This is a genomic window from Rhodococcus sp. ACS1 (assembly GCF_002300155.1).
Classification (GTDB): domain Bacteria; phylum Actinomycetota; class Actinomycetes; order Mycobacteriales; family Mycobacteriaceae; genus Rhodococcus_F; species Rhodococcus_F koreensis.
Genome location: NZ_NSDZ01000011.1, coordinates 278,694 through 302,752, shown reverse-complemented (window position 1 = coordinate 302,752; position 24,059 = coordinate 278,694). Strand labels below are relative to the sequence as shown.

The 24,059-nt window shown below is 68.4% G+C and carries 22 protein-coding genes and 2 tRNA genes; 6 read left to right on the top strand and 18 right to left on the bottom strand.

The window, feature by feature from the left end; translation table 11 throughout:
- The first annotated feature begins 1 nt into the window (after position 1).
- On the top strand, positions 2-1,393 hold the full coding sequence (locus tag CJ179_RS42815) for a serine/threonine-protein kinase (protein WP_095865468.1): 1,392 nt from the start codon (positions 2-4) through the stop codon (positions 1,391-1,393).
- Positions 1,390-3,309 carry a Stk1 family PASTA domain-containing Ser/Thr kinase gene (gene pknB / locus CJ179_RS42810; RefSeq protein ID WP_072942779.1) on the top strand — a complete coding sequence of 640 codons (1,920 nt, stop codon included), beginning with the start codon at positions 1,390-1,392 and terminating at the stop codon, positions 3,307-3,309. Before CJ179_RS42815 ends, pknB begins: the two co-directional genes overlap by 4 nt.
- A gap of 60 nt (positions 3,310-3,369) precedes the next feature.
- Here pknB and CJ179_RS42805 read toward each other — a convergent pair whose 3' ends face one another.
- Together CJ179_RS42805 and CJ179_RS42800 are read right to left on the bottom strand one after the other, a co-directional pair.
- On the bottom strand, positions 3,370-4,023 hold the full coding sequence (locus CJ179_RS42805; RefSeq protein WP_072942778.1) for an aminodeoxychorismate/anthranilate synthase component II: 654 nt from the start codon (positions 4,021-4,023) through the stop codon (positions 3,370-3,372).
- Positions 4,024-4,077: 54 nt separating this feature from the next.
- Complete coding sequence (locus CJ179_RS42800; RefSeq protein ID WP_072942777.1) at positions 4,078-4,779, bottom strand: DUF881 domain-containing protein; 702 nt, start codon at positions 4,777-4,779, stop codon at positions 4,078-4,080.
- A 119-nt stretch (positions 4,780-4,898) separates the two neighbouring features.
- Here CJ179_RS42800 and crgA point away from each other — a divergent pair, with 119 nt between their 5' ends.
- Together crgA and CJ179_RS42790 are read left to right on the top strand one after the other, a co-directional pair.
- Positions 4,899-5,162: a cell division protein CrgA gene (gene crgA / locus CJ179_RS42795; RefSeq protein WP_005249082.1), complete on the top strand. Its 264-nt coding sequence runs from the start codon at positions 4,899-4,901 to the stop codon at positions 5,160-5,162.
- Positions 5,163-5,229: 67 nt separating this feature from the next.
- Entirely contained in the window at positions 5,230-5,688 is a 459-nt protein-coding gene (locus CJ179_RS42790) for a PH domain-containing protein (RefSeq protein WP_083395680.1), read from the top strand.
- Here CJ179_RS42790 and CJ179_RS42785 read toward each other — a convergent pair.
- Positions 5,682-6,599, bottom strand: coding sequence for a rhomboid family intramembrane serine protease (locus CJ179_RS42785; protein ID WP_072942775.1), 918 nt, complete (start codon positions 6,597-6,599; stop codon positions 5,682-5,684). The genes CJ179_RS42790 and CJ179_RS42785 overlap by 7 nt on opposite strands.
- A gap of 13 nt (positions 6,600-6,612) precedes the next feature.
- A complete protein-coding gene (locus CJ179_RS42780; protein ID WP_025431550.1) occupies positions 6,613-7,140 on the bottom strand; it encodes a peptidylprolyl isomerase in 528 nt (175 codons plus the stop codon).
- Positions 7,141-7,240: 100 nt separating this feature from the next.
- Between CJ179_RS42780 and CJ179_RS42775 the strand changes: the two genes are divergently transcribed.
- Together CJ179_RS42775 and CJ179_RS42770 are read left to right on the top strand one after the other, a co-directional pair.
- Positions 7,241-7,780 (top strand): hypothetical protein, encoded by a 540-nt coding sequence (locus CJ179_RS42775; RefSeq protein ID WP_072942774.1) that lies wholly within the window; start codon positions 7,241-7,243, stop codon positions 7,778-7,780.
- A 139-nt stretch (positions 7,781-7,919) separates the two neighbouring features.
- Complete coding sequence (locus tag CJ179_RS42770; protein ID WP_072942773.1) at positions 7,920-8,384, top strand: hypothetical protein; 465 nt, start codon at positions 7,920-7,922, stop codon at positions 8,382-8,384.
- On the opposite strand, the gene CJ179_RS42765 is transcribed toward CJ179_RS42770, so the two are convergent.
- The 14 genes from CJ179_RS42765 to CJ179_RS42700 all read right to left on the bottom strand — a co-directional run bounded on the left by CJ179_RS42765 (position 8,374) and on the right by CJ179_RS42700 (position 24,043).
- Positions 8,374-9,345 carry a helix-turn-helix domain-containing protein gene (locus tag CJ179_RS42765; RefSeq protein WP_072942772.1) on the bottom strand — a complete coding sequence of 324 codons (972 nt, stop codon included), beginning with the start codon at positions 9,343-9,345 and terminating at the stop codon, positions 8,374-8,376. The genes CJ179_RS42770 and CJ179_RS42765 overlap by 11 nt on opposite strands.
- 50 nt (positions 9,346-9,395) lie before the next feature.
- Positions 9,396-9,986, bottom strand: a complete 591-nt coding sequence (locus tag CJ179_RS42760) for a chorismate mutase (RefSeq protein ID WP_072942771.1) — start codon at positions 9,984-9,986, stop codon at positions 9,396-9,398.
- A 19-nt stretch (positions 9,987-10,005) separates the two neighbouring features.
- Positions 10,006-10,839 carry a siderophore-interacting protein gene (locus CJ179_RS42755; protein WP_095865467.1) on the bottom strand — a complete coding sequence of 278 codons (834 nt, stop codon included), beginning with the start codon at positions 10,837-10,839 and terminating at the stop codon, positions 10,006-10,008.
- Between the two features lie 94 nt (positions 10,840-10,933).
- Positions 10,934-11,006 (bottom strand) — tRNA-Ala (locus CJ179_RS42750).
- A gap of 120 nt (positions 11,007-11,126) precedes the next feature.
- A tRNA-Ile gene (locus CJ179_RS42745) sits at positions 11,127-11,200 on the bottom strand.
- 131 nt (positions 11,201-11,331) lie between these two features.
- A complete protein-coding gene (locus CJ179_RS42740; protein WP_257016078.1) occupies positions 11,332-12,705 on the bottom strand; it encodes a DUF3566 domain-containing protein in 1,374 nt (457 codons plus the stop codon).
- On the bottom strand, positions 12,705-15,227 hold the full coding sequence (gene gyrA / locus CJ179_RS42735) for a DNA gyrase subunit A (RefSeq protein WP_072942768.1): 2,523 nt from the start codon (positions 15,225-15,227) through the stop codon (positions 12,705-12,707). Before gyrA ends, CJ179_RS42740 begins: the two co-directional genes overlap by 1 nt.
- Before the next feature lie 151 nt (positions 15,228-15,378).
- Entirely contained in the window at positions 15,379-16,221 is an 843-nt protein-coding gene (locus CJ179_RS42730) for an MHYT domain-containing protein (protein ID WP_095865465.1), read from the bottom strand.
- Between the two features lie 11 nt (positions 16,222-16,232).
- Positions 16,233-16,784, bottom strand: a complete 552-nt coding sequence (locus tag CJ179_RS42725) for an ATP/GTP-binding protein (protein WP_005249094.1) — start codon at positions 16,782-16,784, stop codon at positions 16,233-16,235.
- A gap of 13 nt (positions 16,785-16,797) precedes the next feature.
- Complete coding sequence (locus CJ179_RS42720; protein WP_072942764.1) at positions 16,798-17,172, bottom strand: DUF742 domain-containing protein; 375 nt, start codon at positions 17,170-17,172, stop codon at positions 16,798-16,800.
- Positions 17,173-17,179: 7 nt separating this feature from the next.
- Positions 17,180-17,596: a roadblock/LC7 domain-containing protein gene (locus tag CJ179_RS42715; RefSeq protein WP_005249096.1), complete on the bottom strand. Its 417-nt coding sequence runs from the start codon at positions 17,594-17,596 to the stop codon at positions 17,180-17,182.
- Positions 17,593-20,439: a sensor histidine kinase gene (locus tag CJ179_RS42710; protein WP_095865464.1), complete on the bottom strand. Its 2,847-nt coding sequence runs from the start codon at positions 20,437-20,439 to the stop codon at positions 17,593-17,595. The genes CJ179_RS42715 and CJ179_RS42710 overlap by 4 nt, the downstream gene beginning before the upstream one ends.
- A 425-nt stretch (positions 20,440-20,864) precedes the next feature.
- Positions 20,865-22,907 (bottom strand): DNA topoisomerase (ATP-hydrolyzing) subunit B, encoded by a 2,043-nt coding sequence (gyrB, locus tag CJ179_RS42705; protein ID WP_072942754.1) that lies wholly within the window; start codon positions 22,905-22,907, stop codon positions 20,865-20,867.
- Positions 22,908-23,104: 197 nt separating this feature from the next.
- Entirely contained in the window at positions 23,105-24,043 is a 939-nt protein-coding gene (locus CJ179_RS42700; RefSeq protein ID WP_095865463.1) for an alpha/beta fold hydrolase, read from the bottom strand.
- Positions 24,044-24,059 lie beyond the last annotated feature (16 nt).

Below are 24,059 nucleotides of genomic sequence, written 5' to 3'. Positions count from 1 at the left end.
TGTGGCACTGAACAACGGCGCGCTGATCGCCAATCGATACCGCCTGATCCGGCTCATCGCCACGGGCGGAATGGGACAGGTCTGGGAAGCGACCGACAACCGGCTCAACCGTCGTGTCGCGGTGAAGGTTCTGAAGTCCGAGTTCTCTTCCGACCCGGAGTTCGTCGAACGGTTCCGCTTCGAGGCGCGCACCACCGCGCAGCTGAACCATTCCGGCATCGCCGGGATCTACGACTACGGCGAGGTCCGCGACGCCACTGGCGACTCCACCGCCTACCTGGTGATGGAACTCGTCAACGGTGAGCCGCTCAACGCCGTCCTCGCGCGGGTGGGCCGTCTCGCGGTGCCGCACGCACTGGACATGCTCGAGCAGACCGGGCGGGCGCTGCAGGTGGCGCACGACGCCGGAGTCGTGCACCGCGACGTGAAACCGGGCAACATCCTGATCACCCCCACCGGTCAGGTGAAGATCACCGACTTCGGCATCGCCAAGGCCGTGGAGAACTCGCCGGTCACGCGCACCGGCATGGTGATGGGCACCGCCCAGTACATCGCCCCCGAGCAGGCGCTCGGCCAGGACGCGACCGCGGCCAGCGACGTGTACTCTCTCGGCATCGTCGGCTACGAAGCGCTGTCGGGACGGCGCCCGTTCATCGGCGACGGGGCCATCACGGTGGCGATGAAGCACGTGCAGGAGGCGCCGGCACCGTTGCCGAACGACCTGCCGCCGAACATCCGCGAGCTCATCGACATCACGATCGCGAAGGATCCGAGCACCCGCTACGCCAGCGGCGGAGAGTTCGCCGACGCGGTCGCGGCGGTCCGGGCCGGCAGGCGGCCTCCGCCGCCGGGTGTGTCGGGCACGGGGGCGGCGCGGGTGCTGCGCCCGCCGATGACCGGTGCGACCCAGATGATGCCGCCTTCGCAGACCGCGTACGCGGGACCGGTCACCGGGCAGGTGCCGCCGGACGACGCGAACGGTGACGGCAAGAAAGGCGGGTTGACCAGCGGCCAGAAGGCCGTGGCCTGGGGTGCAGGTGGTTTGATCCTGCTGGCGGCGATCATCGCGCTCGCACTCGTCCTGTTCGACGGTGGTGACACGAAGGACCCGACGTCGCCTGCGATCACATCCTCGCTGCGGACGATCACGACGACACCGCGGCCGACGACCACGACGACGACCGAGGAAGAGACGTACACCACCGAGCCGACGTACACGACGACGACCACCCCGCCGCCGCCGCCGACCACGACGACCACCACCCAGCCGCCGACCACGACGACGACAGAGCCGACGACGACTACCACCACGACCACCACCGCACCCACGACGACGACCACGACGACCACGTCGGAGGAGTCAACTACTCCGACCCCACAAGGACAGCCATGACGACACCGCGCAACCTCTCCTCACGCTACGAGCTGGGTGAGATTCTCGGCTTCGGTGGCATGTCCGAGGTCCACCTCGCCCGGGACGTCCGGCTCAGCCGCGATGTCGCGATCAAGGTCCTGCGTGCCGACCTGGCCCGCGACCCCACGTTCTACCTGCGGTTCCGCCGCGAGGCGCAGAACGCGGCGGCGCTGAACCATCCGGCGATCGTGGCCGTCTACGACACCGGCGAGGCGGAAACCGACGCGGGACCGCTGCCGTACATCGTGATGGAGTACGTCGACGGCGACACGTTACGGGACATCGTGCGCGGCGAGGGCCCGATGGCGCCGCGCCGGGCGATGGAAGTCATTTCGGACGTGTGCGCGGCGCTCGACTTCAGCCACCGCAACGGCATCGTGCACCGTGACGTGAAGCCCGCCAACGTGATGATCAACCGTGCGGGCGCGGTGAAGGTGATGGACTTCGGCATCGCGCGGGCGATCTCCGACGCGTCCAGCCCCATGACGCAGACGGCCGCCGTCATCGGCACCGCCCAGTACCTCTCGCCCGAGCAGGCGCGCGGCGAGCAGGTCGACGCCCGGTCGGACGTGTACTCGCTCGGTTGCGTGCTGTTCGAGATCCTCACCGGCGAACCCCCGTTCAAGGGTGATTCCCCGGTCGCGGTCGCCTACCAGCACGTGCGGGAGGACCCGCAGACGCCGTCCGTGGTCAACCCGGACATTCCGCGCGAGCTCGACTCGGTGATCCTCAAGGCGATGAGCAAGAACCCCGCCAACCGCTACCAGACCGCCGCGGACATGCGCAGCGACCTGGTCCGGGTTCTCGGCGGGCAGCGCCCCAGCGCGCCGATGGTCATGAGCGACGAGGACCGCACCACGATCCTCGGTGCCGTCGACTCCGGCGCCGGACACTACCGGCGTCCGCAGACCGCCACCCAGGCGACGGCGACGAAGACGGACGGCGGCGAACCCGACAAGAAGAAGAACCCGATGCGGCTGGCACTGATGGCGCTGGGCGCCCTCATCGTCGTCGGCATCGTCGGCGCGTTCCTGTGGTCCGTGGGCCCGGGCTCGAAGGCTGATCAGGTGACCATGCCGGACGTCACGAACCAGGCGGCCGACGACGCCGAGACCACGCTGCAGAACCTCGGCTTCCGCGTCTCCCGGCAGCAGAAACCCGACGCCGTCGTGGCGACCGGCAACGTCATCACCACCCGGCCCGTCGGCGGCGTGCAGGTGGACGAGGGCAGCACGATCACCCTCGAGGTGTCGTCGGGCCCCGAACAGGTGAAGGTCCCGCGGCTCGCGGGTCTGACCCAGCAGGAAGCCCAGCAGGAACTGAACGCGGTCGGTCTGCGGCTCGACACCGCCGTCGCCCGCGCACCGTCCGACGCCTCCGACGTCGACAAGGTGATCCAGCAGAACCCGTCCTCCGGCGCGAGCATCTCCCTCGACTCCGAGGTCGCCGTCACGCTGGGCACCGGACCCGAGCAGATCCGCATCCCCGACGTCACCGGCCAGAAGGTCGAGGTCGCGCAGGCGAACATCGAGGGCGCCGGCTTCAAGGTGCAGATCCAGAACATCGATTCCGGTGTGCCCAAGGGGCAGGTCGTCTCCACCGATCCCGTCGGCGGCTCCACCGCCGCCAAGGGCGACACCATCCAGATCCGGGTGTCGAACGGCAACAACATCGAGATGCCCGACCTGACGGGCAAGACGGTGTCGCAGGCACTCGCAGAGCTGCGCAGCGCCGGCTGGAGCGGGTCGTCGGCCTCGCTGAATCAGACGCAGACGTCCACGCTGGACCCGGAGATGGTCGGCAAGATCATCAGCCAGGAACAGCCGCCGGGATCGGAAATCACCAAGAACGCTGTCGTCTCGGTCGGTGTCGGCGCGCTCGGCATCCCGCGGTAGGCGGCTCCGCCGCCCGTGCGCCTTTCTGGTAGCTACAGCAACCAGAAAGGCGCACGGGCGCTACGCGCCCAATGCCTGCGCGACCTCGGCTTCGAGGGTGGCGACGAGGGATTCCTTGGGGGCGTCGCCGCAGACGGTGAGCCAGTTGGCAAGCATCCGGTGCCCGCCCTCGGTGAGCACCGACTCCGGGTGGAACTGGACGCCGTGGATCGGCAGTTCCCGGTGCCGCATCGCCATGACGATGCCGCTGTCGGTGTGCGCGGTGACCTCGAGTTCGTCCGGGATGGTGTCTTCCAGGACGGTCAGCGAGTGATAGCGCGTGGCGGTGAACGGGTCGGGCAGACCCGCGAGAACACCCTCGCCGGTGTGGTGGACGATGCTGGTCTTGCCGTGCAGGAGTTCGGGCGCCCTGTCGACGGTCGCGCCGAACGCGGCGCCGATCGCCTGGTGTCCGAGGCACACCCCGAGTAGCGGCGTGCCGGCCGCGGCGCATGCCGTGACCAGGTCCATCGTCGCTCCGGCGCGCTGCGGTGTGCCGGGGCCGGGGCTCAGGAGAATGCCGTCGAACTCGGCCGCTGCGGCCGCGATCGCGTCGGGCCCGGTGAGGTTCGGATCGTCGTTGCGCCAGACCACTGCCCGGGTTCCCAGCTGTCCGAGGTACTGGACCAGGTTGAACACGAAGCTGTCGTAGTTGTCGACGACGAGAATCCTCATGGGAGCAGGGTATTCTGCTCGCCCCGAGCCCCGCACGGCCGGGGACCGTTCACGTCAGTGGCCCGCGTACCCGGGCACGGACAATTGGCCGGACGCGGCCTCCGAGTAGCCGAGGCCGAATCGCGTCGCGTACTGCTTGAACACCCGGATTCCGGGTTCGTTGGCGAGTGCCGCCTCCAGTCGCGCCGGATCCCCGATCGCCGACATCACGTACGGCGGGCTGTAGGTGCGGCCGTGCAGCAGCAGCGTGTTGCCGATGCAGCGCGGCGCGGACGTGTTGACGATCCGCTGGTCCTGCATGCCGACGGCCTCGGCGCCGCCCACCCACAGCGCGTTCAGCACACTCTGGACGTCCTGCTGGTGGACGACGAGATCGTCCGGCGACGCGTCGACGGGGTACTTGCCGTCCGCGTCGCGGGGGGCGTCGGTGAGTGTGACGGTGACACCGGGGCCGGTCATCGGTGTGAGTCCGGCATCGGTGGCGAGCGCTTTGCTGTCGGCGAGCGCCTGCGCGACGCCACTGTCGGACGCCGCCGCGTCCTGCTGCAGCGACTCCACCTGCGCCGCCAGGTTGTCGCGGGTCTCGGCCACCTGATCGGTCTCGGACTGTGCGTTCCGCACGAGGTCGGACAACCGGGTGGAATCACCGGCACGAATCTCGTTGCCGTGCGACACCTGGCGGGTGGTGGCCACCAGCAGGCCGGCCACGAGACACACCACCAGCACCGCGATCCGCCAGAAGATCGACCTGGTCACCGGTGTTTCCGTCCCCTCGTCCTCGCCGCGCGAATCGCGGCTACGTTAGCGTGTACACACGCAGGTATTTCCGAATCTACCTGCCCACATTCCCGCAGAGCCGCACGAACGAGGACGTCATGCCGAAGTCGAAGGTCCGAAAGAAGACCGATTACACCATCAACCCTGCGAGCCGCACCCCGGTGAAGGTGAAGGCAGGCCCCTCGAGCACCCTGTACGTCTCGGTGATGCTCGGGTTCATGCTGGTCGGCCTGGTGTGGCTGCTCGTCTACTACCTGGCCGCCGACCAGCTCGAGTGGATGAACAACCTCGGTGCCTACAACTTCCTCATCGGATTCGGCTTCATGGTGGTCGGGCTGATCATGACAATGCGCTGGCGTTGACGATCACAATTACACGTATGTCATTCATCCCCAATGTGGACAACGCCTGTGGATAGCCGCAGGTCGAGTGCCGATGTCTGCTGACGAGGCACCGCTGGAGTGGTCGACGCCGCTCGGTGCGGTGATCGCTCTGGCCGCGGGCGGGCTCGTGTTGGGGGTCGCGGGACTGTCGGTGTCGATCGAGCCGGCGGGCCGTGTCCTCGTATGCGTCGCCGCCCTCGGGCTGCTGCTGACCGCCGCGTCGGCGCTCCGGCAGCGCCCGCGCCTGGCCGTCGACAAGGAGGGCGGCGGCATCGTGGTGCACCGGCTGACGGGCCGCCACGGGTACACCCGTTCGCAGATCGACCGGGCGCGTCTGGTGCGGTACCCACGGCTGGGCCGTCGGGTGCCGATGCTCGAGATCGACGTCCGCACCGAGGACGGCACCGAACGCCTCCTGATCTTCGGCCGCTGGGATCTCGGCACCAATCCGGAGGACGTGTTCGATGCCCTCGCGGTGCACCGTCTGGTGGGCCGGGGTCAGTAGCCGAAGCTCGCGCGGAGCTGCAGGGTGCGCACCGCGATGACGGCGAGCGGCACCAGCACCACGACGCCGAGGCAGACCCAGCCGACGGTGACGGCCTTCTCCCGGTTGTTCCCGGCGCCCAGCAGCTGAGGCCCGTAGAGGATCGCCGCAGTGGCCGCGGCTCCGGCGACCAGGCCGCCGAGATGCCCCCACAGTGAGATGCCGGGGATGGTGATGCTGATGATCACGTTGATGGCGATCACCGAGATCACCGGCGCCGGACTGCGTCGCAGCCTCAGGAGGATGACCGCCTGCGCGCCCATCAGCCCGAAGACGGCGCCCGACGCACCCGCGGTGACCGCGTGCAGCTGGAACAGCATCACCGCGGCGGAACCGCCGAGGATCGACGCGAAGTACACGAAGGCGTAGCGGGCGCGGCCGAGGACCAGTTCGGTGTCGCGGCCGATGATCCACAGCGCGAACATGTTGACGGCCAGGTGGATGAGACCGAAGTGCAGGAATCCGCTGCCGATCACGCGGACGAACTGACCGTCCACGACAGCGGGTGGGAACAGCGCCCAGTCGGCGAAGAGCGTCGATCCCGCCTGGTTCTGCATGATGCTGCGGGACTGCGCCGCGGTGATCAGGAAGATGCCGACGTTCGCGGCCATCAGGATGTACGTCACCAGCGGCACCGCACGCTGCGTGGTCACGGCGCCTGCGACGTTGCGGACCGCGCGGACGTCACGCTGCCCGGCGGCGACACAGTCGACGCACTGGTAGCCGACTGCGGCTTCACGCAGGCATTCGGGACACGCGGGGCGACCGCACCGATTGCACGACAGTGCAGTGGGGCGATCGGGGTGGCGGACGCACCGCGGCTGGGGCGGAGTGCCCTCGTTCGCGGCACCGCCCCAGCCGGGGTTGGTCATGTGCTGCGGTTCCCTACGCGATGGTGACGCTGTTGATCACGACCGGCTCGAGCGGACGGTCCGCGCGATCGGTGGCCGTGGTCGAGATGGCGTCGACGACCTTCTTCGACTCCTCGTCGACGACCTCACCGAAGATGGTGTGGCGACGGTTGAGGTGCGGCGTCGGGCCGGTGGTGATGAAGAACTGCGAACCGTTGGTTCCCGGGCCCGCGTTGGCCATGGCCAGGATGTAGGCGCGGTCGAACTGCAGTTCCGGGTGGAACTCGTCGCCGAACTTGTAGCCCGGGCCGCCGGCGCCGGTGCCGGTGGGGTCGCCACCCTGGATCATGAATCCGTCGATGACGCGGTGGAAGACGGCGCCGTCGTAGAACGGTCCGGAGTCGGTGCCACCGGCGTTGGCGGTGCTGTAGTCCTTCGAACCGTCGGCCAGGCCGACGAAGTTCTCGACGGTCTTGGGCGCGTGGTTGCCGAACAGCGCGATCTTGATGTCGCCGCGGTTGGTGTGCAGCGTTGCGGTTGCGGTCTGATGAGGTGAAGTCACACCACCATGTTGCCATTGTGCGGTTCCGCGTGGTTCCGCCGCCGTGACTCGAGTACTTCGGATCGGTTCGTGCCGCCGGTTCTTGTGACAAAGTGGGGTCATGACACGAGCGACGGAGTCCCTCACGCACCTGCTTCCGACCGAACGCGCCGAGCACCTGCAGGAGCAGGTGTCCGAACGAGTCGAGACCGCGCTGGCCCACGTCGAGGATTCGGCTGTTCGGGTCAAGGAATCCGAGGCTGTCGATCAGGCCCTGCGCTGCGCGCGCTCGGCTGCGCTCGCCGCGGCCCGCGGCGCCGGGCAGGTCAGTGTGTTCCTCGGCAGGCAGGGGGCGTCGCTGGCGAAGAAGGGGTACGAACGCGCCCGGACCGCACCGGTGAAAGAGGTCGCCCAGGACGTCATTCGTCCCCTCACCTCGACTGTTGCGCCGGTCGAGGAGAAGAAGTCGCGGAAGGGCCGTCGCGTCGCGATCATCGTGCTGATCGGTGCCGCTGTCGCCGGGGGCGCGGTGTTCTTCAAGAGCCGCCGCCGGGAGCAGCCGCGGGTGGCGTCCGCTCCCCCGAACCTGAGCGATATCGACAGCGCGGACACGCAGGAGGCCACGCCGCCGACGGCGACGAAGCCCCTCGCGGCCAACTGATCCGTCCTCCCCGACCGGCAGGGCGCGCGCTCGTGCGGTGTCGTCTGGCGTGCGGTCATGTCTTCGTTTCACGGCTTGTACCAGGGGTATCCCGCTGGTAGATGCGCACCAGCGCGAGGATCCGTTCCGAGGAGCAGACATGGCCGCCACACGTATCGCCCACCGCATCGCCGTCGTCGCGTTTCCGCTCGCCGCCACCGCGGCCCTGCTCACGGCCGGGCCCGCCGGCGCCGACCCACCCCACCCCTTCGGCGGACCGGCCCTCACCATCGGATGTCCGAACCAGGGCAGTCTGATGTCGTTGACGGCGCTCACCGGGCAGTCCGGACCGGAGGCGGTCCCGCCGATCGCCGACGGCGACATCCGGTTCGAGTCGCACCCCGCCGCGCCACCGATCCCGGCGGCCGCGCAGGTCACCGTCGCCTGGGTCAACACCGACAGCGGACGTTCGGGGATCGTGAACCTCGGCGGCGTCTACCCGTTCCTGTCCGCGACGGTGAACACCGGCGTCGGGAACGTGGTGGCCACGGCGTTCGGGTCGATCAACTTCGGCAGCAGCCCGATCTGCCAGGCGAACCCGGCCATCGGAACGTTCATTGCGTGAATTCGGCTGTGTGGCAGCCGAACCGGCGACGGTAATCGCCGGGCGCGAGGCCGACCACCCGGTTGAAGTGGTGGCGCAGCAGCGCACCGGAACCGAATCCGGTGCGTCTCGAGATCGCCTCGAGACCGAGGTCGGTGCCCTCGAGTAGCTGCCGCGCGTAGAGCACGCGCTGCGTCGTCAGCCACTTCACCGGGGTGGTGCCCGTCTCGGCCGCGAACTTGCGCGCGAACGTCCGCGTCGACATGGACGAGCGGGCCGCGAGCTCGTCGATCGTGTGCGGCAACTCGAGGTTTTCGCTCATCCACGCCATCGTTTCGCTCAGGCTGTCCGACGTGCACGCGACCACCGGCTGCTCGATGAACTGCCGCTGCCCGCCGTCGCGTTGTGGCGGCACGACCATCCGGCGGGCGATCGTGTTGGCCACCGTGGAACCGAGCTCCCGGCGCACCACGTGCAGGCAGGCGTCGATGCCCGCCGCGGTGCCTGCGCTGGTGACGAGGTTGCCCTCGTCGACGAACAGGACGTCGGGGTCGACCACCGCGGTCGGGAACCGGGCGGCCAGTTCCTCGACGTACCCCCAGTGAGTGGTGCACTTGCGCCCGTCCAGCAGTCCCGCCTCGCCGAGCAGGAACGCACCGGAGCACAGGCTGAGGACCGTGGCACCGGCCTCCGCGGCCGCGCGCACGGCGTCGAGCGCCTCGTCCGGAAAGCCGGACTGCGCCCCCGGCGGCGGGACCACGACGAGATCCGCGTCGCGCAGCGAGTCCAGCCCGTACTCGGCGGAGAGCGTCAGCCCCGGGGTGATCGATGCGAGTGGTTCGCCGGGGCAGATCCCGCAGATCCGGAAATCGAATGCCGGCACCCCGTGTTCGGTGCGGTCGATTCCGAACACCTCGCAGACCACACCGAACTCGAACATCGACACCCGGTCGAGGAGGAGTGTCGCGACCTTGGAGATCATGCCCCCAGTCTAGTTGGCGATATCTTGCCGGACCATGTCGAAACGGTCAGTCATTCGCGGACTGCGCCGCAGATCGACACGAGCGCGCGGGCCAGCGTCGCCTGATGCAGTGCGTCGAGGCGCTGTTCGGCCGCCACCGCGACCGCGGCGTCGACGAGAGCGGGCACGCAGCCCGGACCCGCGAGCAGATCCTCCTGCTCACGCAACTGCAGGAGGATGTCCGTGTTCTGGCGGTCGATGATGGGACGGACCTGCGTCAGGTCGGGCCGGACGGTCGGCGCCGCGCCCGGCGCGACACTCCACCAGGAGAACAGCGCGCGCTGCACAACCTTGTTGGCCTCGATCTGATCCCGGAAGATCTGCTGCACCCGCGGCGCGCTGAGGCCCTCGTCGGCGGCCTGGGTGGCGACCGCGCCCAGCACCTGCGCCTCGCGCGCGGGATCGTCGATCGGCGACGGCGTGCCCCACTTGGCGGCCGCGACCGTGTCCGCCGTGGCGAGGCGCAGCGACACCGCCAGGGCGATCGGTTGCAGCGGGCGGGTCTGCGCATTCGCGGGCGCGGCACCGGCCGCCGTCAGCATTCCGAGCATCGCCGCGGCCAGGACCGCTCGGCGGGCGAGTGCGGGCCGGGCCGTCGTCATGGTGCGAGTGTAGGGCCGGTCAGTCGTCCAGACCGGCGACTCCGCGTTTCCAGTAGCCCGTGAACAGCGACTCCATCCGGTCCTTGCTCCACGCGCGCAACGGCTTGATGTCGTTCGCCTCGCCGGCCGCGAACAGGAACGTGCGGCCGTCGGGCAGCGCGAGCGACTGCACCGTCGACGCCAGTGTGGACTCGCTGCCGTCGCGAACGAGCCACGTCACGTCCACGTCGTCGCGCGCGGCCAGCGGGTAGCCGTGCTCGACGGCGTCGTCGGTCTCGATCACGACGTGCGCCGACACTTCGGCCGGGGATTCGTCGAGCCACCGCGCGACCGCGGGAAGCGCGGTGGAATCGACGGCGAAGACGTAGTGGTCGAAGTTGTGGGCGAACGCCTTCGCGCCGGGCGGGCCGGCGATTGTCACGTCGTCGCCGATCTCGACCGTCGTCGCCCAGGACGACGCGAGCCCGCCCTCGTGCAGCACGAAGTCCAGGTCGAGTTCGCGGGCGTCGGCGTCGTAGCGCCGGACGGTGTACTTCCGGCTGGTCGGGAGCGGTCGCGGCCAGTCGAGCATCATCGCGTCGTTCGCGACCGGGATGCGGCGGGTGCCGTCCGGATCGGGGAACACGATCTTCACGTGATCGTCGGCCTGATAGGTGTGGAACCCGTCCAGTCCGGGACCACCGATCGTCAGGCGCACCATGCGGGGCGTGAGGTACTCGCGCGCTCGGACCGTGACCGTGCGGACTCCGATCGGGTAACCGATGCGCGCGGTTCCCTCCCCCGTCCGGTGGTGCGACGCCACGCGGCTGCGCGGATCGAGACGGTCACGGGCTGCGGGATCGAGGGCGGTCATGAAGTAAGGGTAACCTCACTCGTAATGGGGTCCACACAGCAGTGTGCCCCGGACTCTTCCGAATCCGGGGCACACCGTTACTTCTTTCAACTTGTGGAGCCTAGGAGATTCGAACTCCTGACATCTGCCTTGCAAAGGCAGCGCTCTACCAACTGAGCTAAGGCCCCGTTACCTCGTGCCACACCTCGTTGCCGCGGAGCAACTTGGTCAGTCCGATTGCCACCAGCACTCCGGCTCCCACGAACAGGAGGACCTTCATGCGACTGACCTTTCACCGGCACCAGGAGTGGGCCTAGGAGGACTTGAACCTCCGACCTCTTCGTTATCAGCGAAGCGCTCTAACCGCCTGAGCTATAGGCCCCTGAAGTCCGGAAACTCATCTCGCACAGTTCCCTGAACCGAGTCGGAAGATTACCCCACCGGACCGGCAACTACCAAAACCGGTCCGGCGAGACGCTCTTTTCCCAGCTCAGTCCCTATCGGTTTTCGCGTTCAGTCCCGGTCCGCGAGCGTCACTTCGACGCCCCCGACGAGGTCCGAACACAGGTTGTAGATGAACGCGCCGATCGTCGCCAGCGCGGTGAAGAGCACCATGTTGGCGAGACCGATGACGGCGGCGTATCCGAAGACCTGCCCGGCCGTCACGAGCCCGTCAGAGCTCGACTCCGCGACGATATCGGTGAACGCGTTGTTCAACCGGTCCCACACGCCCATCCCGTCCAGGACGACGTACAGCAGACCGACGGCCACCATCCACACGAAGAACAGCGACACCGAGATCACGGACGAGATCTTCAGCGTCGACCACGGGTCGATCTTGCGGACCTGCACCGACGCGCGGAGGGCCTCACCCTCCTCGACCCGCTGCGGGGCCACGGCGATCTTCGGCTGCTGACCTGTGGCCGCCGCCCCCGGCAGGGGGTGCTTGGCCTCGGACAGGTCCGGCATGTCCTTGGGGAGGACGTCCCGGTTGATGTGCCGGGTGGGTCCGTCGATCGCGGACGCCTTCGCCTTCGCGGCCTCCCGCTGCGTCACGGCCCCCGCCGCGGCTGCGCCGGACACCGCACCGACCGCCGCGGTGGCAGCCGTCGAGGACGCTGCGCGATTGGTCTCCTGCTTCTGCGCGGGCTGACCCTTGGCGGGTGCGGACGAGTTCGCTGCCGGCGACTTCTGCGTGGGCACCGCCTGGGTGGGCACGGCCTGGGTGGGAGCACCCGGGTTCTGTCCGCCCTGCGGTCGCTGCCCCTGGGGTGCACCCTCGGGCTGCGACTTCTGCGGCGAGGTGGTCTGCGAACCGCCCGGGGCCTTCGCTGCCGCGGCACCCGCGGCCGCCGTTCCCGCACCGTTGGCCGGGTTCGGCTGCCCCTCCGGGCGCGAGGCCTGCTTGGCTCCCGCCCCGCCCTGCAGGGGCCGCTTCAGGTTGGTCTGCGGCTCACGCTGCATTCCCCGCTGCCACGGCGGTGCCTGATTTCCCCGGATGGACTCGGTGGGCGCACCACCCGCGGGAGCCCGGTTACCGGGGGCCTGCTGGTTCGGAGCCTGACCCTGCTGCGGTGGCACGGACCGGCCCTGCGGGGTCTGTGTACGCGGACCCTGATGCTGGGGCGTCGACGGAGACCGGGTCGGATCGGCCGGGGCCTGCCGATCCGGTCTCGCATCGGGAGCACCGCCCGGCCGGGCAGCCGGCCCCGCCTGAGCGGGGCCACGACCGGCTGACGCCTGCGGCCCCTGCGGCGCGGAACCCTGCTGCGGGTTCGGTCGCGCCGACCCGTTCTCGGGAGTCCGGGAGGCCTGCTGGTCGGGTCGCGCCTGATTGGCGGAACCCGGGTTCTGCCGGTCACTGCCTGGCTGGTTGGGAGTGCTCACTAGGACTCCTTAGCTCCTTTGCCGCTGCTCTCGGCGTTGTCGTCGGTCTCGTCGGGTTCGTCGGCATTGCGCGCGATCGCGAGCAGGGTGTCGCCTTCCCCGAGGTTCATCAAACGAACACCCTTCGTCTGCCGACCCGCCTTGCGGACCTGCTTGGCGGCGGTGCGGATGACCCCACCGCCCGACGTGATCGCGTAGAGCTCGTCGTCGTCGTTCACGATGAGCGCTCCGACCAGGGTGCCACGTTTCTTGTCGTATTGAATCGTGAGTACACCCTTTCCGCCGCGTCCCTGGACCGGGTAGTCCTCCATGCCGGTGCGCTTCGAGTAGCCGCCCGACGTCGCCACCAGCAGGTAGGTCCCCTCGCGCACCACGTTGAGCGACAGCAGTTCGTCGTCGCCGTTGAATCGCATGCCCTGGACGCCGGACGTGGCGCGTCCCATCGGGCGCAGCGCCTCGTCGGTGGCGGAGAAGCGGATCGACTGTCCCTGCGCGGAGACGAGCAGCAGGTCGTCGTCGGAGGAGCAGAGGACCGCGCCGACCAGTTCGTCCTCGCCGCGCAGGTTGATCGCGACGATGCCGCCGCTGCGGTTCGAGTCGAAGTCGGTGAGCTTGGACTTCTTCACCAGACCGTTGCGGGTGGCGAGAACCAGGTAGGGCGCGTCCTCGTACGTCTTGATCTGGATGACGCTCTGGATGCGCTCGTCGGGCTGGAACGCGAGCAGGTTGGCGACGTGCTGTCCGCGGGCCGTGCGGCTCGCCTCCGGCAGCTCGTACGCCTTGGCCCGGTACACGCGGCCCTTCGTGGTGAAGAACAGCAGCCAGTCGTGGGTGGAGCTGACGAAGAAGTGCGAGACGATGTCGTCCTGCTTCAGCCCGGCGCCCTGCACACCCTTGCCGCCGCGCTTCTGCGAGCGGTACAGGTCGGTCTTGGTGCGCTTGGCGTACCCGGTCTCGGTGATCGTGACGACGACGTCCTCGCGGGCGATCAGATCCTCGTCGGCCACGTCACCATCGGCCGCGATGATGCGGGTCCGGCGGTCGTCGCCGTGCTTGTCGACGATCTCCTTCAGCTCGTCCCGGACGATCCCGCGCTGACGCTCGGGCTTCTCGAGGATGTCCTTGAGGTCGGCGATCTCCCGCTCGATCTCGGCGAGTTCGTCGATGATCTTCTGACGCTCGAGGGCGGCGAGGCGGCGCAGCTGCATCGCGAGGATCGCATCGGCCTGAATCTCGTCGACGGTGAGCAGCTCGATCAGGCCTGCCCGCGCGATGTCCACGGTCTGCGACGCCCGGATGAGCGCGATGACCTCGTCGAGGGCGTCGAGGGCCTTCACCAGTCCGCGCAGGATGTGAGCGCGTTCCTCGGCCTTGCGGAGCAGGTACTCGGTGCGCCTGCGGATGACCTCGACCTGGTGCGCGACGTACAGGCGGATCATCTGGTCGAGGCGCAGGGTGCGCGGCACGCCGTCGACGATGGACAGCATGTTGCAGCCGAAGCTGGTCTGCAGCTGGGTGTGCTTGTACAGGTTGTTGAGCACGACCTTCGCGACCGCGTCACGCTTGACGGTGACGACGATGCGCATACCCGCGCGGTCCGAGGACTCGTCGTGGATGTCGGAGATGCCGGCGATCTTCGCGTCACGCACCTGCTCGGCGATCGACGTGATCAGGTTGTCGGGGTTCACCTGGTAGGGCAGTTCGGTGATGACGATCGTGGTGCGCCCCTTGGCGTCCTCCTCGATCTCCACGACACCGCGCATGCGGACCGAACCGCGACCGGTGGTGTAGGCGTCGTGGATGCCCTGGCCGCCGACGATCAGGCCGTGCGTCGGGAAGTCGGGACCCTTGACGCGTTCCATGACCGCCGTGAGGGTGGACTCCTCGTCCGCTTCCCAGTTCTCCAGGGCCCAGTAGATGGCCTCGGCGACCTCGCGCAGGTTGTGCGGCGGGATGTTGGTGGCCATACCGACGGCGATGCCGCCGGAACCATTGATCAACAGGTTGGGGATACGGCTGGGGAGAACTGACGGTTCCTGTGTACGACCGTCGTAGTTCGGGGTGAAGTCGACCGTCTCGTGGTCGATCTCCCGGAGCATTTCCATCGCCAGCGGAGTCAGCCGGCACTCGGTGTACCGCATCGCGGCCGCGCCGTCGTTGCCGCGGGAACCGAAGTTGCCCTGGCCGTCGACGAGCGGGTACCGCAGCGACCACGGCTGGGCCATGCGGACGAGCGTGTCGTAGATCGAGGCGTCGCCGTGCGGGTGGTAGTTACCCATCGTCTCGGCGACCGGTCGCGCAGACTTCACATAACCGCGATCGGGCCGGTACCCGTTGTCGTACATCGCGTACAGAACGCGGCGGTGCACCGGCTTGAGGCCGTCCCGCACGTCGGGCAGCGCACGGCCCACGATCACGCTCATCGCGTAATCGATGTAGCTGCTCTGCATCTCCTGCTGAATGTCGACGGGCTCGATGCGGTCGTGCCCCGGTCCCTCCGGCGGCAACGTTGTGTCGGTCATGAGCTCCTTCTTCTACTCGGCTTGACGTCTCCTCGCGGACTCGCGGTCCAGCACGACGTCGCGCAACCACCCGAGTCTATAGGTGCAGGTCAGCTATGAGGGTGAAGGACTCGGGTGCGCCCGGGAATCGGTGCCGCAGGAGTCGCCCGATCTACTGGAGTTCGAGCTCCCTGCCCTGCGTTTCGGCGGCGAGGGATTCGGCGGCGAGCATGTCGGCCTCGAGTTCGAGCTCGGCGGCGACGCGGTCGGGCGCCATCAGCAGGGCGGTGATCGGGATGGTGACCACCAGCATGCCCAGCACGAAGACGGGGAACAGGATCGAGAACACCTCGAGGCCGTCCGGACGCGCCACGGCCTGGTCGACGGCAGCGCTCAGCCCGAACACGCCGGTGTAGTGCATGGCCACCAGTCCGGCGGCCACGACCACCGACGCCACCAGCCGCAGCGTGCGCGACTCGAGGGCCGAGATGGACCACATGATTCCGGCGCCGACGCCGAGGCCGATCACCGCCGACGCCGAGGTCAGCAGGACGTCGGAGTTCACCGAACCCTGGATCTCGAGGGATGCGACGATCGCGAGGTCCATTCCGGTGAACCCGATGCCGAGGAGCACCGCACCACCTGCGAGGCGGCCGATCTCCACCGTTGCACTCGGCAGCCGGTGCTTCGTCGGTGGCGGGCTGATGATCAGCAACGCGACCGCGGCGGCCGCGACGGGCACGACGAACGAGATCACGATCCACAGGACGTCGTAGCGCACCACGCTGCCGTAGACCTCGAACCCGACCATCGCGATGTAGTGCGGCAGCCACGCGCCGATACCGCCGATGGACAGCGCGCCCCACGCCAGCCACAGGTACCGCTGCCTCGGGTTCGGCGCGGTCACCGCCTTGCGGGCGCTGGCGATACCGACGAAGACGCCGATGAACGACGTGACCGCGGCGAGGCCGATGATCCACGTGCCCATGGAGAAGTGCTGCAACTCGTCCGACATGTTTCGAATCCTCAGTACGCGGCCGTGTGGAGCTTGGTCAGTGCGTATTCGGTGATCGCGACCAGGGCGCGTTTCGCCGATTCCCGGTCACGCGCGTCGATCGGGATGATCGGCACGTCCTCGGAGATCGCGAGGGCCGCCCGAATGTCCTCGATCGGGTAACGGGGGGCGTCGTCGAACTCGTTGATCGCGACGAGGAACGGAAGCTGCCGGGCCTCGAAGAAGTCGACCGCCGCGAAACTCTCGTCCAGCCGGCGGGTGTCGATCAGGACGATCGCGCCGATCGCACCGCGGATCAGGTCGTCCCACATGAACCAGAACCGGTGCTGACCGGGCGTGCCGAACAGGTACAGCACCAGGTCGTCGGCCAGGCTGATGCGACCGAAGTCCATGGCGACGGTGGTCGTGCCCTTCTGCGGTGTCGCAGCCAGGTTGTCGACGCCGTCGCTGGCGTTGGTCACGAGCGCCTCGGTGCGCAGCGGGACGATCTCGGAGACCGCCCCCACCAGCGTGGTCTTGCCGACGCCGAACCCGCCGGCGATCACGATCTTGGTCGAGGTCACCCGATTGCGGGGATCAGATTTCGCGAAGTCCACTGAGGACCCTTTCGATGAGTTCACGACGTTCGGAGTCGGTCGAGTCTTCCTTCAGGGTGGCCAGGATCTGAAGATGACCGGCCTCGACCAGGTCTGCGACGAGGACGCGTGCCACTCCGAGGGGCACACCCACCCGGGCGGCGATCTCGGCGACCGAAGGCGACTGCTGGCACAACGCGACGATGGCCGCGTTGACGTCGTCGAGTTCCCACTGCCGGTCCACCGACTGCGGCAGTGCCTGAATCAACGCTTCGAGCGCGAGCTCGACCGCGGGCCGGGTCCGGCCCGACGTCAGCGAGTACGGGCGCACGATGTTCGGGCCCCGCTGCTCCGAGTGGTGGTCGTTCATGGGCATGGGCTGGTCAGAGGCCCTGCGGGGTGCGGGCCGTGGCCTGCACCGATGCGCCGACGCGGTCGACCAGGATCGCCATCTCGTAGCCGACCTGCCCGATGTCGCACTCGGCGTCCGTGAGCGTCGCGAGGTGCGAGCCGTCGCCGACGCTCATGAGCAGCAGGTACCCGTGCTGCATCTCGACCACCGACTGCAGCACGCCGCCGCCCTCGAAGAGCCGGGACACGCCGGCCGACAGGCTTGCGAGCCCCGACGTGACCGCGGCCAGCTGCTCGGCCCGGTCGATCGGGAGGTGGGCGCTGGCCGCCATCAGGAGACCGTCCGCGGACACCAGCACGGCGTGCGAGACACCGGGGACGTCACTGGCGAAGTTCGACACCAACCAGTCGAGAGGTCGCGTGACGTCGGATCCATGAGCGGTGTTCATCGGTCTCCTTCAATGCTGTTACGTTCCGCGAGCCTCGTAGCCCTGCCGTTTCGGACGCCCTGCTGGTGACGACTGAGATTGGCGCGAATCGTCTCGGGGTCGCGCACCCGGCGCAGGGTCCCCGTATTGTGCGCGCCTTCGACCGTGCCGGGAACCAGCCGGTCACCGGGGCGCCGCTTCGGCAGTCCGATCTCCGGGTCGACCTCGACGGGGGTCTCGCTGATCCGTTCCGCGGCGGACCATCCGGCGTCGCCGGCGGAGTGCCAGACGCCGGGTGCGCCCTCGGCGCCGGTCGGATCGGTCAGCCAGTCGGACACCATGTCGGAGAAGATCGGGGTGCCGCCGCCGGGCCGCGGGGTCGCCGCGGCCGGGGGCGGATCGATCCGCGACTGGAAGAACGACGCGGTCTTCGCCGAGTTGGTGCGGTAGCGGTGCCGGACCGGTGCCTGGTCGTCGCCGTTCGACAACAGGGGCGCCGGTTGTTCCGCGGTCCGCGCCTCGATGCGGTTCTCGCTGCGGGGTGCGTGCGGTGCGTGCTGCGGCTGCGATTCCGCCGGCGCCGTCTCCGGCCGCGATGCCGGGGTCGCCGCCTGCGGCCGCCGCACGGGCAGCTTCGGCATCGCTCCGGATCCGCGGACGTTGACGGTGTCCTGGGACTGCGCGGCCGGGGCAGCGGCCGACGATCCCGCGCCGGCCGCGATACCGCTGGCACCGGGCTGCCGTTGGGGCAGGCTGGTGCCCGACGCCGTCGTCACCGCACCCGCGGGAGCCGGGCTCGGCGCCGGCGGAGGCGTGGACGGGGTGCGGGTGGGCAGTCCGTTGCGGGTCGCCGGCAACTGCGGGGTGTCCTTGCGCGGCGCCGGGGCCGCGGGCGCCGGGATGGCGGTCCGAACCGGTGCCGCGGGAATCTTCCGCTGCGATCCCGTGTCCTGCCGCGCCGCCTGCGACACGATCAGCGCGTTCGGGATGTGGATGCTCACGGTCACACCCGGGTTGCGGGCGGTGTCGAACGTCGACCGCAGGCGCACGGTCAGACCGTGACGCTTCGCGAGCCGGCTCACGACGAACAGGCCCATGTGGCGGGCGGTCTCGGGACCGACCTCGCCACCCGACGCCAGGCGTTCGTTGACGGCGCGCATGTCGTCGGCGGGGATACCGATGCCGCGGTCCGCGATCTCGAGCAGCACTCCACCGTCGACGGCGCGAGCGAAGCTGAACGTCACCGCCGTGTCCGGCGGCGAGGCGCGCAGCGCGTTGTCGACGAGTTCGGCGAGCAGGTGCACGACGTCGGTGACGACGGTGCCGCTGAGCGCACCTTCGGGGGTCGCACCCATCTGGACCCGCTGGTAGTCCTCGACCTCGGAGATCGCGGCGCGCAGCACGTCACCGAGCGGGATCGGCGCCGCCTGTGACCGACGCACGCGGGTGCCGGCCAGAATCAGCAGGTTCTCGCCGTTCCGGCGCATACGCGCGGCCAGGTGGTCCAGCCGGAACAGGCTCTCGAGGCGCTTCGGGTCCTTCTCCTCGAACTCGAGATTCTCGATCAGGCCGAGCTGCTGGTCGACGAGCGACTTGCTTCGGCGGGCGAGCGTTTCGAACATGTCGTTGATCTGCAGACGCAGTTGCGCCTGCTCACCGGCGAGCTTGAGTGCCTGCCCGTGGATGTCGTCCACGGCGCGGGCGAGCTGCCCGATCTCCTCGGAGGAGTGCACGGCCACCGGTTCGAACGACAGCCCCCTCGGATCGTCGCTGGCCTTGATCTGCTCGATCGCGTCCGGCAGGTCGCGGCGGGCGGCCTTCAGCGCGCCGTACCGCAGTCGGCGGATCGGGCCGATCAGCGACCGCGACACGAGGAGCGCGAGAACGAGCGCGGCGAGCAGCGTTCCGAGGACGATCGCCGTGTCACGCAGCGCGGCGGACCGGGTCTCGGCGGCGCGGATCTGCACGGTGGACGCGATGTCCTTCGCCACTTCGCTGGTCAGGTCCTGGTAGATGTCGCGGCTGGCGATGAGCGAGGAACGCAGCTGCAGGATGGGCAGCACCCCGCCGCGTGCCGCGTCGGCCAGACCCCGGTCGATGAGGGCGTTGCGGTCGTTGATGTTGTTCCGCAGCGTCTGGAGGCGCTCGTCGCCCTTCGGGTAGTACCGGTCGAGGACGTCGAGGAGGCTCGATTCGGCGCCGGCGGCCGCGACGACGGCCGAGGTGGGAATGTTGCCCGTGCGGGCCTTCTCCCGTCCTTCGGGACTGGCGTACACGTCCTTCACGATCACGAGACCCATGGCCTGTTCGAACAGGCGACGCTGCGCCTGCCAGGCGTTGGTCAGCTGGTAGCCCTTGTCGACGACCTCGCTGTCCTCGATGGGGCGGACGATGTCGTCGACTTCCCGGATGAAGTCCGCGGCGAACGCGCGCTGGCGTTCCGCGAGCAGATCGGTGGCGACACCCGGGGAGTCCATCAGATTGAGGAGGGCCCGGCCGTCCGAGACGGTCTGGTTGATGGAACTCGCGACGGCGGGATCCAGTTCGGGGTTCCGGGCCTGTTCGGACACGTCGTTCATCAGGGATTCCGCGACCGCACGGTCTTCCTTGGTGAGGGTGCCCGAGGCGTAACCACTGGTCACGGTACCCATCGAGGCCTCGAGGGCCACGATGTCCGGGACGACGACGATCTGGTCGGCGGCCTCGGTGAAGTGGACGGCGTTGCTCAGCTCGCCCTGCACGCGGAGCCCGCCGAGCACCATGGCGACGGTGACGGGAACTGCGAGTACCGCAGTGACCTTCCACCGCAGGCCCCAGCCCTCGATATCCCAGAACTTTGCCCGGGGCGGCGAATCGTCGCTCATCCCACGCTTCCTTTCCAACCACTCATAGCTTGTCGCTCTGTGCTCGTGACCCCGCCCGCGAGAGGGCAGCCGTACCGGATCGGACGACACGCGTCGACAGAGGAAAGTGATCGATCAGTTGCGCTGTGCGCAGCGCTGCCCGACGCACCGATTTCCGAATGTAACGAGTTCATCACATCCCCATGGGGAACGTTCTTACCACAGAAATTCCCCGATCCTTACTTCCAAGTAACATCCGCACCACTGATCCCAGACGTTGCCGCCGCGGGGTGGATCAGCCGACCAGGCTACACAGAATCGCCGTTCACAGTCGAGGACGGAATTCTGCGTCATCCGTTCCCGCAACCGGCCCAGACGGGTGCAGCCACCGGGGTCTTCCGACCACCGGTGGCTGCACGCGATCCGTATTCTGTTGTGCCGGATACCTAGACGTCGAGGAAGCGGACGTCCTTGGCGTTACGGGTGATGAAGCTTCGCCGGGCCTCGACGTCCTCGCCCATGAGGACGCTGAACAACTCGTCGGCTGCGGCCGCGTCGTCGAGCGTCACGAGACGCAGGACACGCACGGTCGGATCCATCGTGGTCTCCCACAGTTCCTTGGCGTTCATCTCGCCGAGACCTTTGTAGCGCTGGATGCCGTCGTCCTTGTTGATCTTCTTGCCCGACTCGAGGCCGGCCTTGACGAGGGCGTCGCGCTCGCGGTCGGAGTAGGCGAACTCCGGGTCGGCGCGCTGCCACTTGAGCTTGTACAGCGGGGGCTGCGCCAGGTACACGTGGCCGTGTTCGACGAGCGGCCGCATGAAGCGGAACAGCAGCGTGAGCAGCAGCGTTGCGATGTGCTGGCCGTCGACGTCGGCGTCGGCCATCAGCACGATCTTGTGGTACCGCAGCTTCGCGATGTCGAACTCGTCGTGGATGCCGGTGCCGAACGCGGTGATGATCGACTGGACTTCGGTGTTCTTCAGCACCCGGTCGATACGTGCCTTCTCGACGTTGATGATCTTGCCTCGCAGCGGCAGGATCGCCTGGTACATCGAGTCACGGCCGGACTTCGCGGAGCCGCCTGCGGAGTCGCCCTCCACGATGTAGATCTCGGACTTGCTCGGGTCGTTGGACCGGCAGTCGGCGAGCTTGCCCGGCAGGCCGCCGAGGTCGGTGGCGCTCTTGCGCCGAACCAGTTCGCGGGCCTTGCGGGCGGCGACGCGGGCCTGCGCCGACGACACCGCCTTGTTCACGATGGTCTTCGCGTCGGCCGGGTTCGCCTCGAACCAGTGCGAGAGGTGCTCGTTGCTCGCCTTCTGCACGAACGACCGGACCTCGGTGTTGCCGAGCTTCGTCTTCGTCTGACCCTCGAACTGCGGTTCACCTACCTTGACGGAGATGATCGCCGCGAGACCCTCACGGATGTCGTCACCGGTGAGTTTCGGGTCCTTCTCCTTGAGCAGCTTCTTGTCGAGTGCGTACTTGTTGACCGTCGCCGTCAGAGCGGACCGGAACCCCTCTTCGTGGGTGCCGCCCTCGTGGGTGTTGATGGTGTTCGCGAACGTGTGGACCGACTCCGAGTAGCCGGAGTTCCACTGCATCGCGATCTCGAGTTCGTGGCCGGTGCCCTTCGCGGTGAAACCGACGACGGAGTTGTGGATCGGCTGCTTCGTGCGGTTGATGTGCCGCACGTAGTCCTCGAGTCCGCCCGGGTAGTGGTAGACGCGGGTCTTGACCTTGTGGACGGCCGGCGCATCGGCTTCGGCGTGCTCGTCCTCGGCGGACTTCGGGGCGTCCGCGACCTGGCTGACGACCTCTTCCGTGACCTCGGCGTCGCTCACGCGCTCGTCGGTCAGGGTGATCGTCAGGCCCTTGTTGAGGAAGGCCATCTCCTGGAGGCGGCGCGCGACCGTCTCGAAGCTGTAGACCGTGGTCTCGAAGATGTTCGGGTCGGCCCAGAACGTGACCGTGGTGCCCGTCTCCTTGGTGGCCTCGCCCTTGACGAGTTCACCCGGCTTCGAGTCGGTGTAGGTCTGGTTCCAGCGGAAGCCGTCGCGCTTGATGTCGACGTCGAGCCGGGTGGACAGCGCGTTGACGACGGAGATACCGACACCGTGCAGACCGCCGGACACGGCATACGAGTCGGAGTCGAACTTGCCGCCGGCGTGCAGCTGGGTGAGGACGACCTCGACGGTGGGGACACCGGAGGCGTGCATCCCGACGGGGATGCCTCGGCCGTCGTCGACGACCTGGACGCCACCATCTTCGAGAAGGGTGATCTCGACCTTGCTGGCGTAGCCGGCCATGGCCTCGTCGACGGAGTTGTCGACGACTTCCCAGATCAGGTGGTGGAGACCGCGTTCACCGGTGGAACCGATGTACATACCCGGTCGCTTACGGACGGCTTCGAGTCCCTCGAGGACGGTGATGGAAGAAGCGCCGTAGTCCTTGCTGGAGGTGCTTTTGTCTGACTTCTGGGCAGCCACGGGTGGGTAGCTCTCCTTCTCCGTCCAATGCCCGACGCAGGCGCCCACCGCCCTGGTCGGGCACGCGGGAGACGAGAATCGGGAATCTTGCCGCTAGTTACCTCGGCCATCTTACTGGTACGTCTGGCCCAGGAGCGGGCTATGACACCCCTGAGCGCCCCGTAGACGAATTTTCAGGGCGCCTCGGGAGTGAAAACCTAGGCTGACGCGCTCTCGGACGGCCCGTCCGGGGCATTTCCCCATTGCCGGTCCTCGACGTCCAGCACGAACTCCGCGGCGAGTTGCGCAATGTCCTCGGCGTGGGAGATGGGCGACCAGTGACCGGCGTCGACCCCTCGACGGCGCAGATCGGGTGCCCATTTCTCGGTGTCCTCGTACCCGACGGGCCGTACCGCCTTGTCGTTCTCGTTCAGGATCAGCTGGACGGGGACGTCGGTGTACCGCTCACGCGGCCGCAGCAGGCTGGTCCGGATGTTCGCCCGGTACAGCTTGAGACCGTTGACCATGTCGTCCGCCAGCGTCGGCGCCGGACGCACCAGGGCCGGGTCGAGGCGGTCGAAGAACTTCAGGAACGCCGGCCAGTGCCGGGAGAACCACAGCCGCAGCGGCAGCGTCGCCAGGCCCGGGATCTGGAACAGGACGGTGTAGCCGGACGCGACGGCCTGCGCGAGCGGCCCGCCGAACCGGCGGTCGGAGATGCGGCGGCGCATCCACTTCCCGAGGTGGTCGAGGTTCGGCCCGGAGACGGACGTGAACGACGCGATCCGCGTACGGGCGCCCGGTTCGCAGACCGCCTCCCACGCCTCCACCGACCCCCAGTCGTGCGCGAGCACGTGCACCGGCCTGCCCGGGCTGACGGCGTCGATCACCGTGAACAGGTCGCCCGCCAGGGCGGGCAGCCGGTAGTCCTCGACCCGGGTGGGCACGGTGCTCTCGCCGGCGCCGCGGCTGTCGTAGCTGACCACCCGGAACCGTTCCTTCAGGAACGGCACCACCCGGCTCCACAGTTCGTGGGTGTCGGGCCAGCCGTGAACTAGCACCATCGTCTCGCCGGCGGGGTTGCCTTCCTCGAACACGGCGAGGTCGACGGAACCGTTGGTGATCCGCCGGGCGGTACCGGACGTGGATGGAGTCATGGGTGTCCTCTGGGTT

Excerpts from the sequence above, each read along its gene's own strand:
- pknB (WP_072942779.1), top strand. The coding sequence starts at position 1,390 with ATGACGACACCGCGCAACCTCTCCTCACGCTACGAGCTGGGTGAGATT.
- CJ179_RS42805 (WP_072942778.1), bottom strand. The coding sequence starts at position 4,023 with ATGAGGATTCTCGTCGTCGACAACTACGACAGCTTCGTGTTCAACCTG.
- crgA (WP_005249082.1), top strand. The coding sequence starts at position 4,899 with ATGCCGAAGTCGAAGGTCCGAAAGAAGACCGATTACACCATCAACCCT.
- CJ179_RS42785 (WP_072942775.1), bottom strand. The coding sequence starts at position 6,599 with ATGACCAACCCCGGCTGGGGCGGTGCCGCGAACGAGGGCACTCCGCCC.
- CJ179_RS42775 (WP_072942774.1), top strand. The coding sequence starts at position 7,241 with ATGACACGAGCGACGGAGTCCCTCACGCACCTGCTTCCGACCGAACGC.
- CJ179_RS42770 (WP_072942773.1), top strand. The coding sequence starts at position 7,920 with ATGGCCGCCACACGTATCGCCCACCGCATCGCCGTCGTCGCGTTTCCG.
- CJ179_RS42765 (WP_072942772.1), bottom strand. The coding sequence starts at position 9,345 with ATGATCTCCAAGGTCGCGACACTCCTCCTCGACCGGGTGTCGATGTTC.
- CJ179_RS42760 (WP_072942771.1), bottom strand. The coding sequence starts at position 9,986 with ATGACGACGGCCCGGCCCGCACTCGCCCGCCGAGCGGTCCTGGCCGCG.
- CJ179_RS42755 (WP_095865467.1), bottom strand. The coding sequence starts at position 10,839 with ATGACCGCCCTCGATCCCGCAGCCCGTGACCGTCTCGATCCGCGCAGC.
- gyrA (WP_072942768.1), bottom strand. The coding sequence starts at position 15,227 with ATGACCGACACAACGTTGCCGCCGGAGGGACCGGGGCACGACCGCATC.
- CJ179_RS42730 (WP_095865465.1), bottom strand. The coding sequence starts at position 16,221 with ATGTCGGACGAGTTGCAGCACTTCTCCATGGGCACGTGGATCATCGGC.
- CJ179_RS42720 (WP_072942764.1), bottom strand. The coding sequence starts at position 17,172 with ATGCCCATGAACGACCACCACTCGGAGCAGCGGGGCCCGAACATCGTG.
- CJ179_RS42715 (WP_005249096.1), bottom strand. The coding sequence starts at position 17,596 with ATGAACACCGCTCATGGATCCGACGTCACGCGACCTCTCGACTGGTTG.
- CJ179_RS42710 (WP_095865464.1), bottom strand. The coding sequence starts at position 20,439 with ATGAGCGACGATTCGCCGCCCCGGGCAAAGTTCTGGGATATCGAGGGC.
- CJ179_RS42700 (WP_095865463.1), bottom strand. The coding sequence starts at position 24,043 with ATGACTCCATCCACGTCCGGTACCGCCCGGCGGATCACCAACGGTTCC.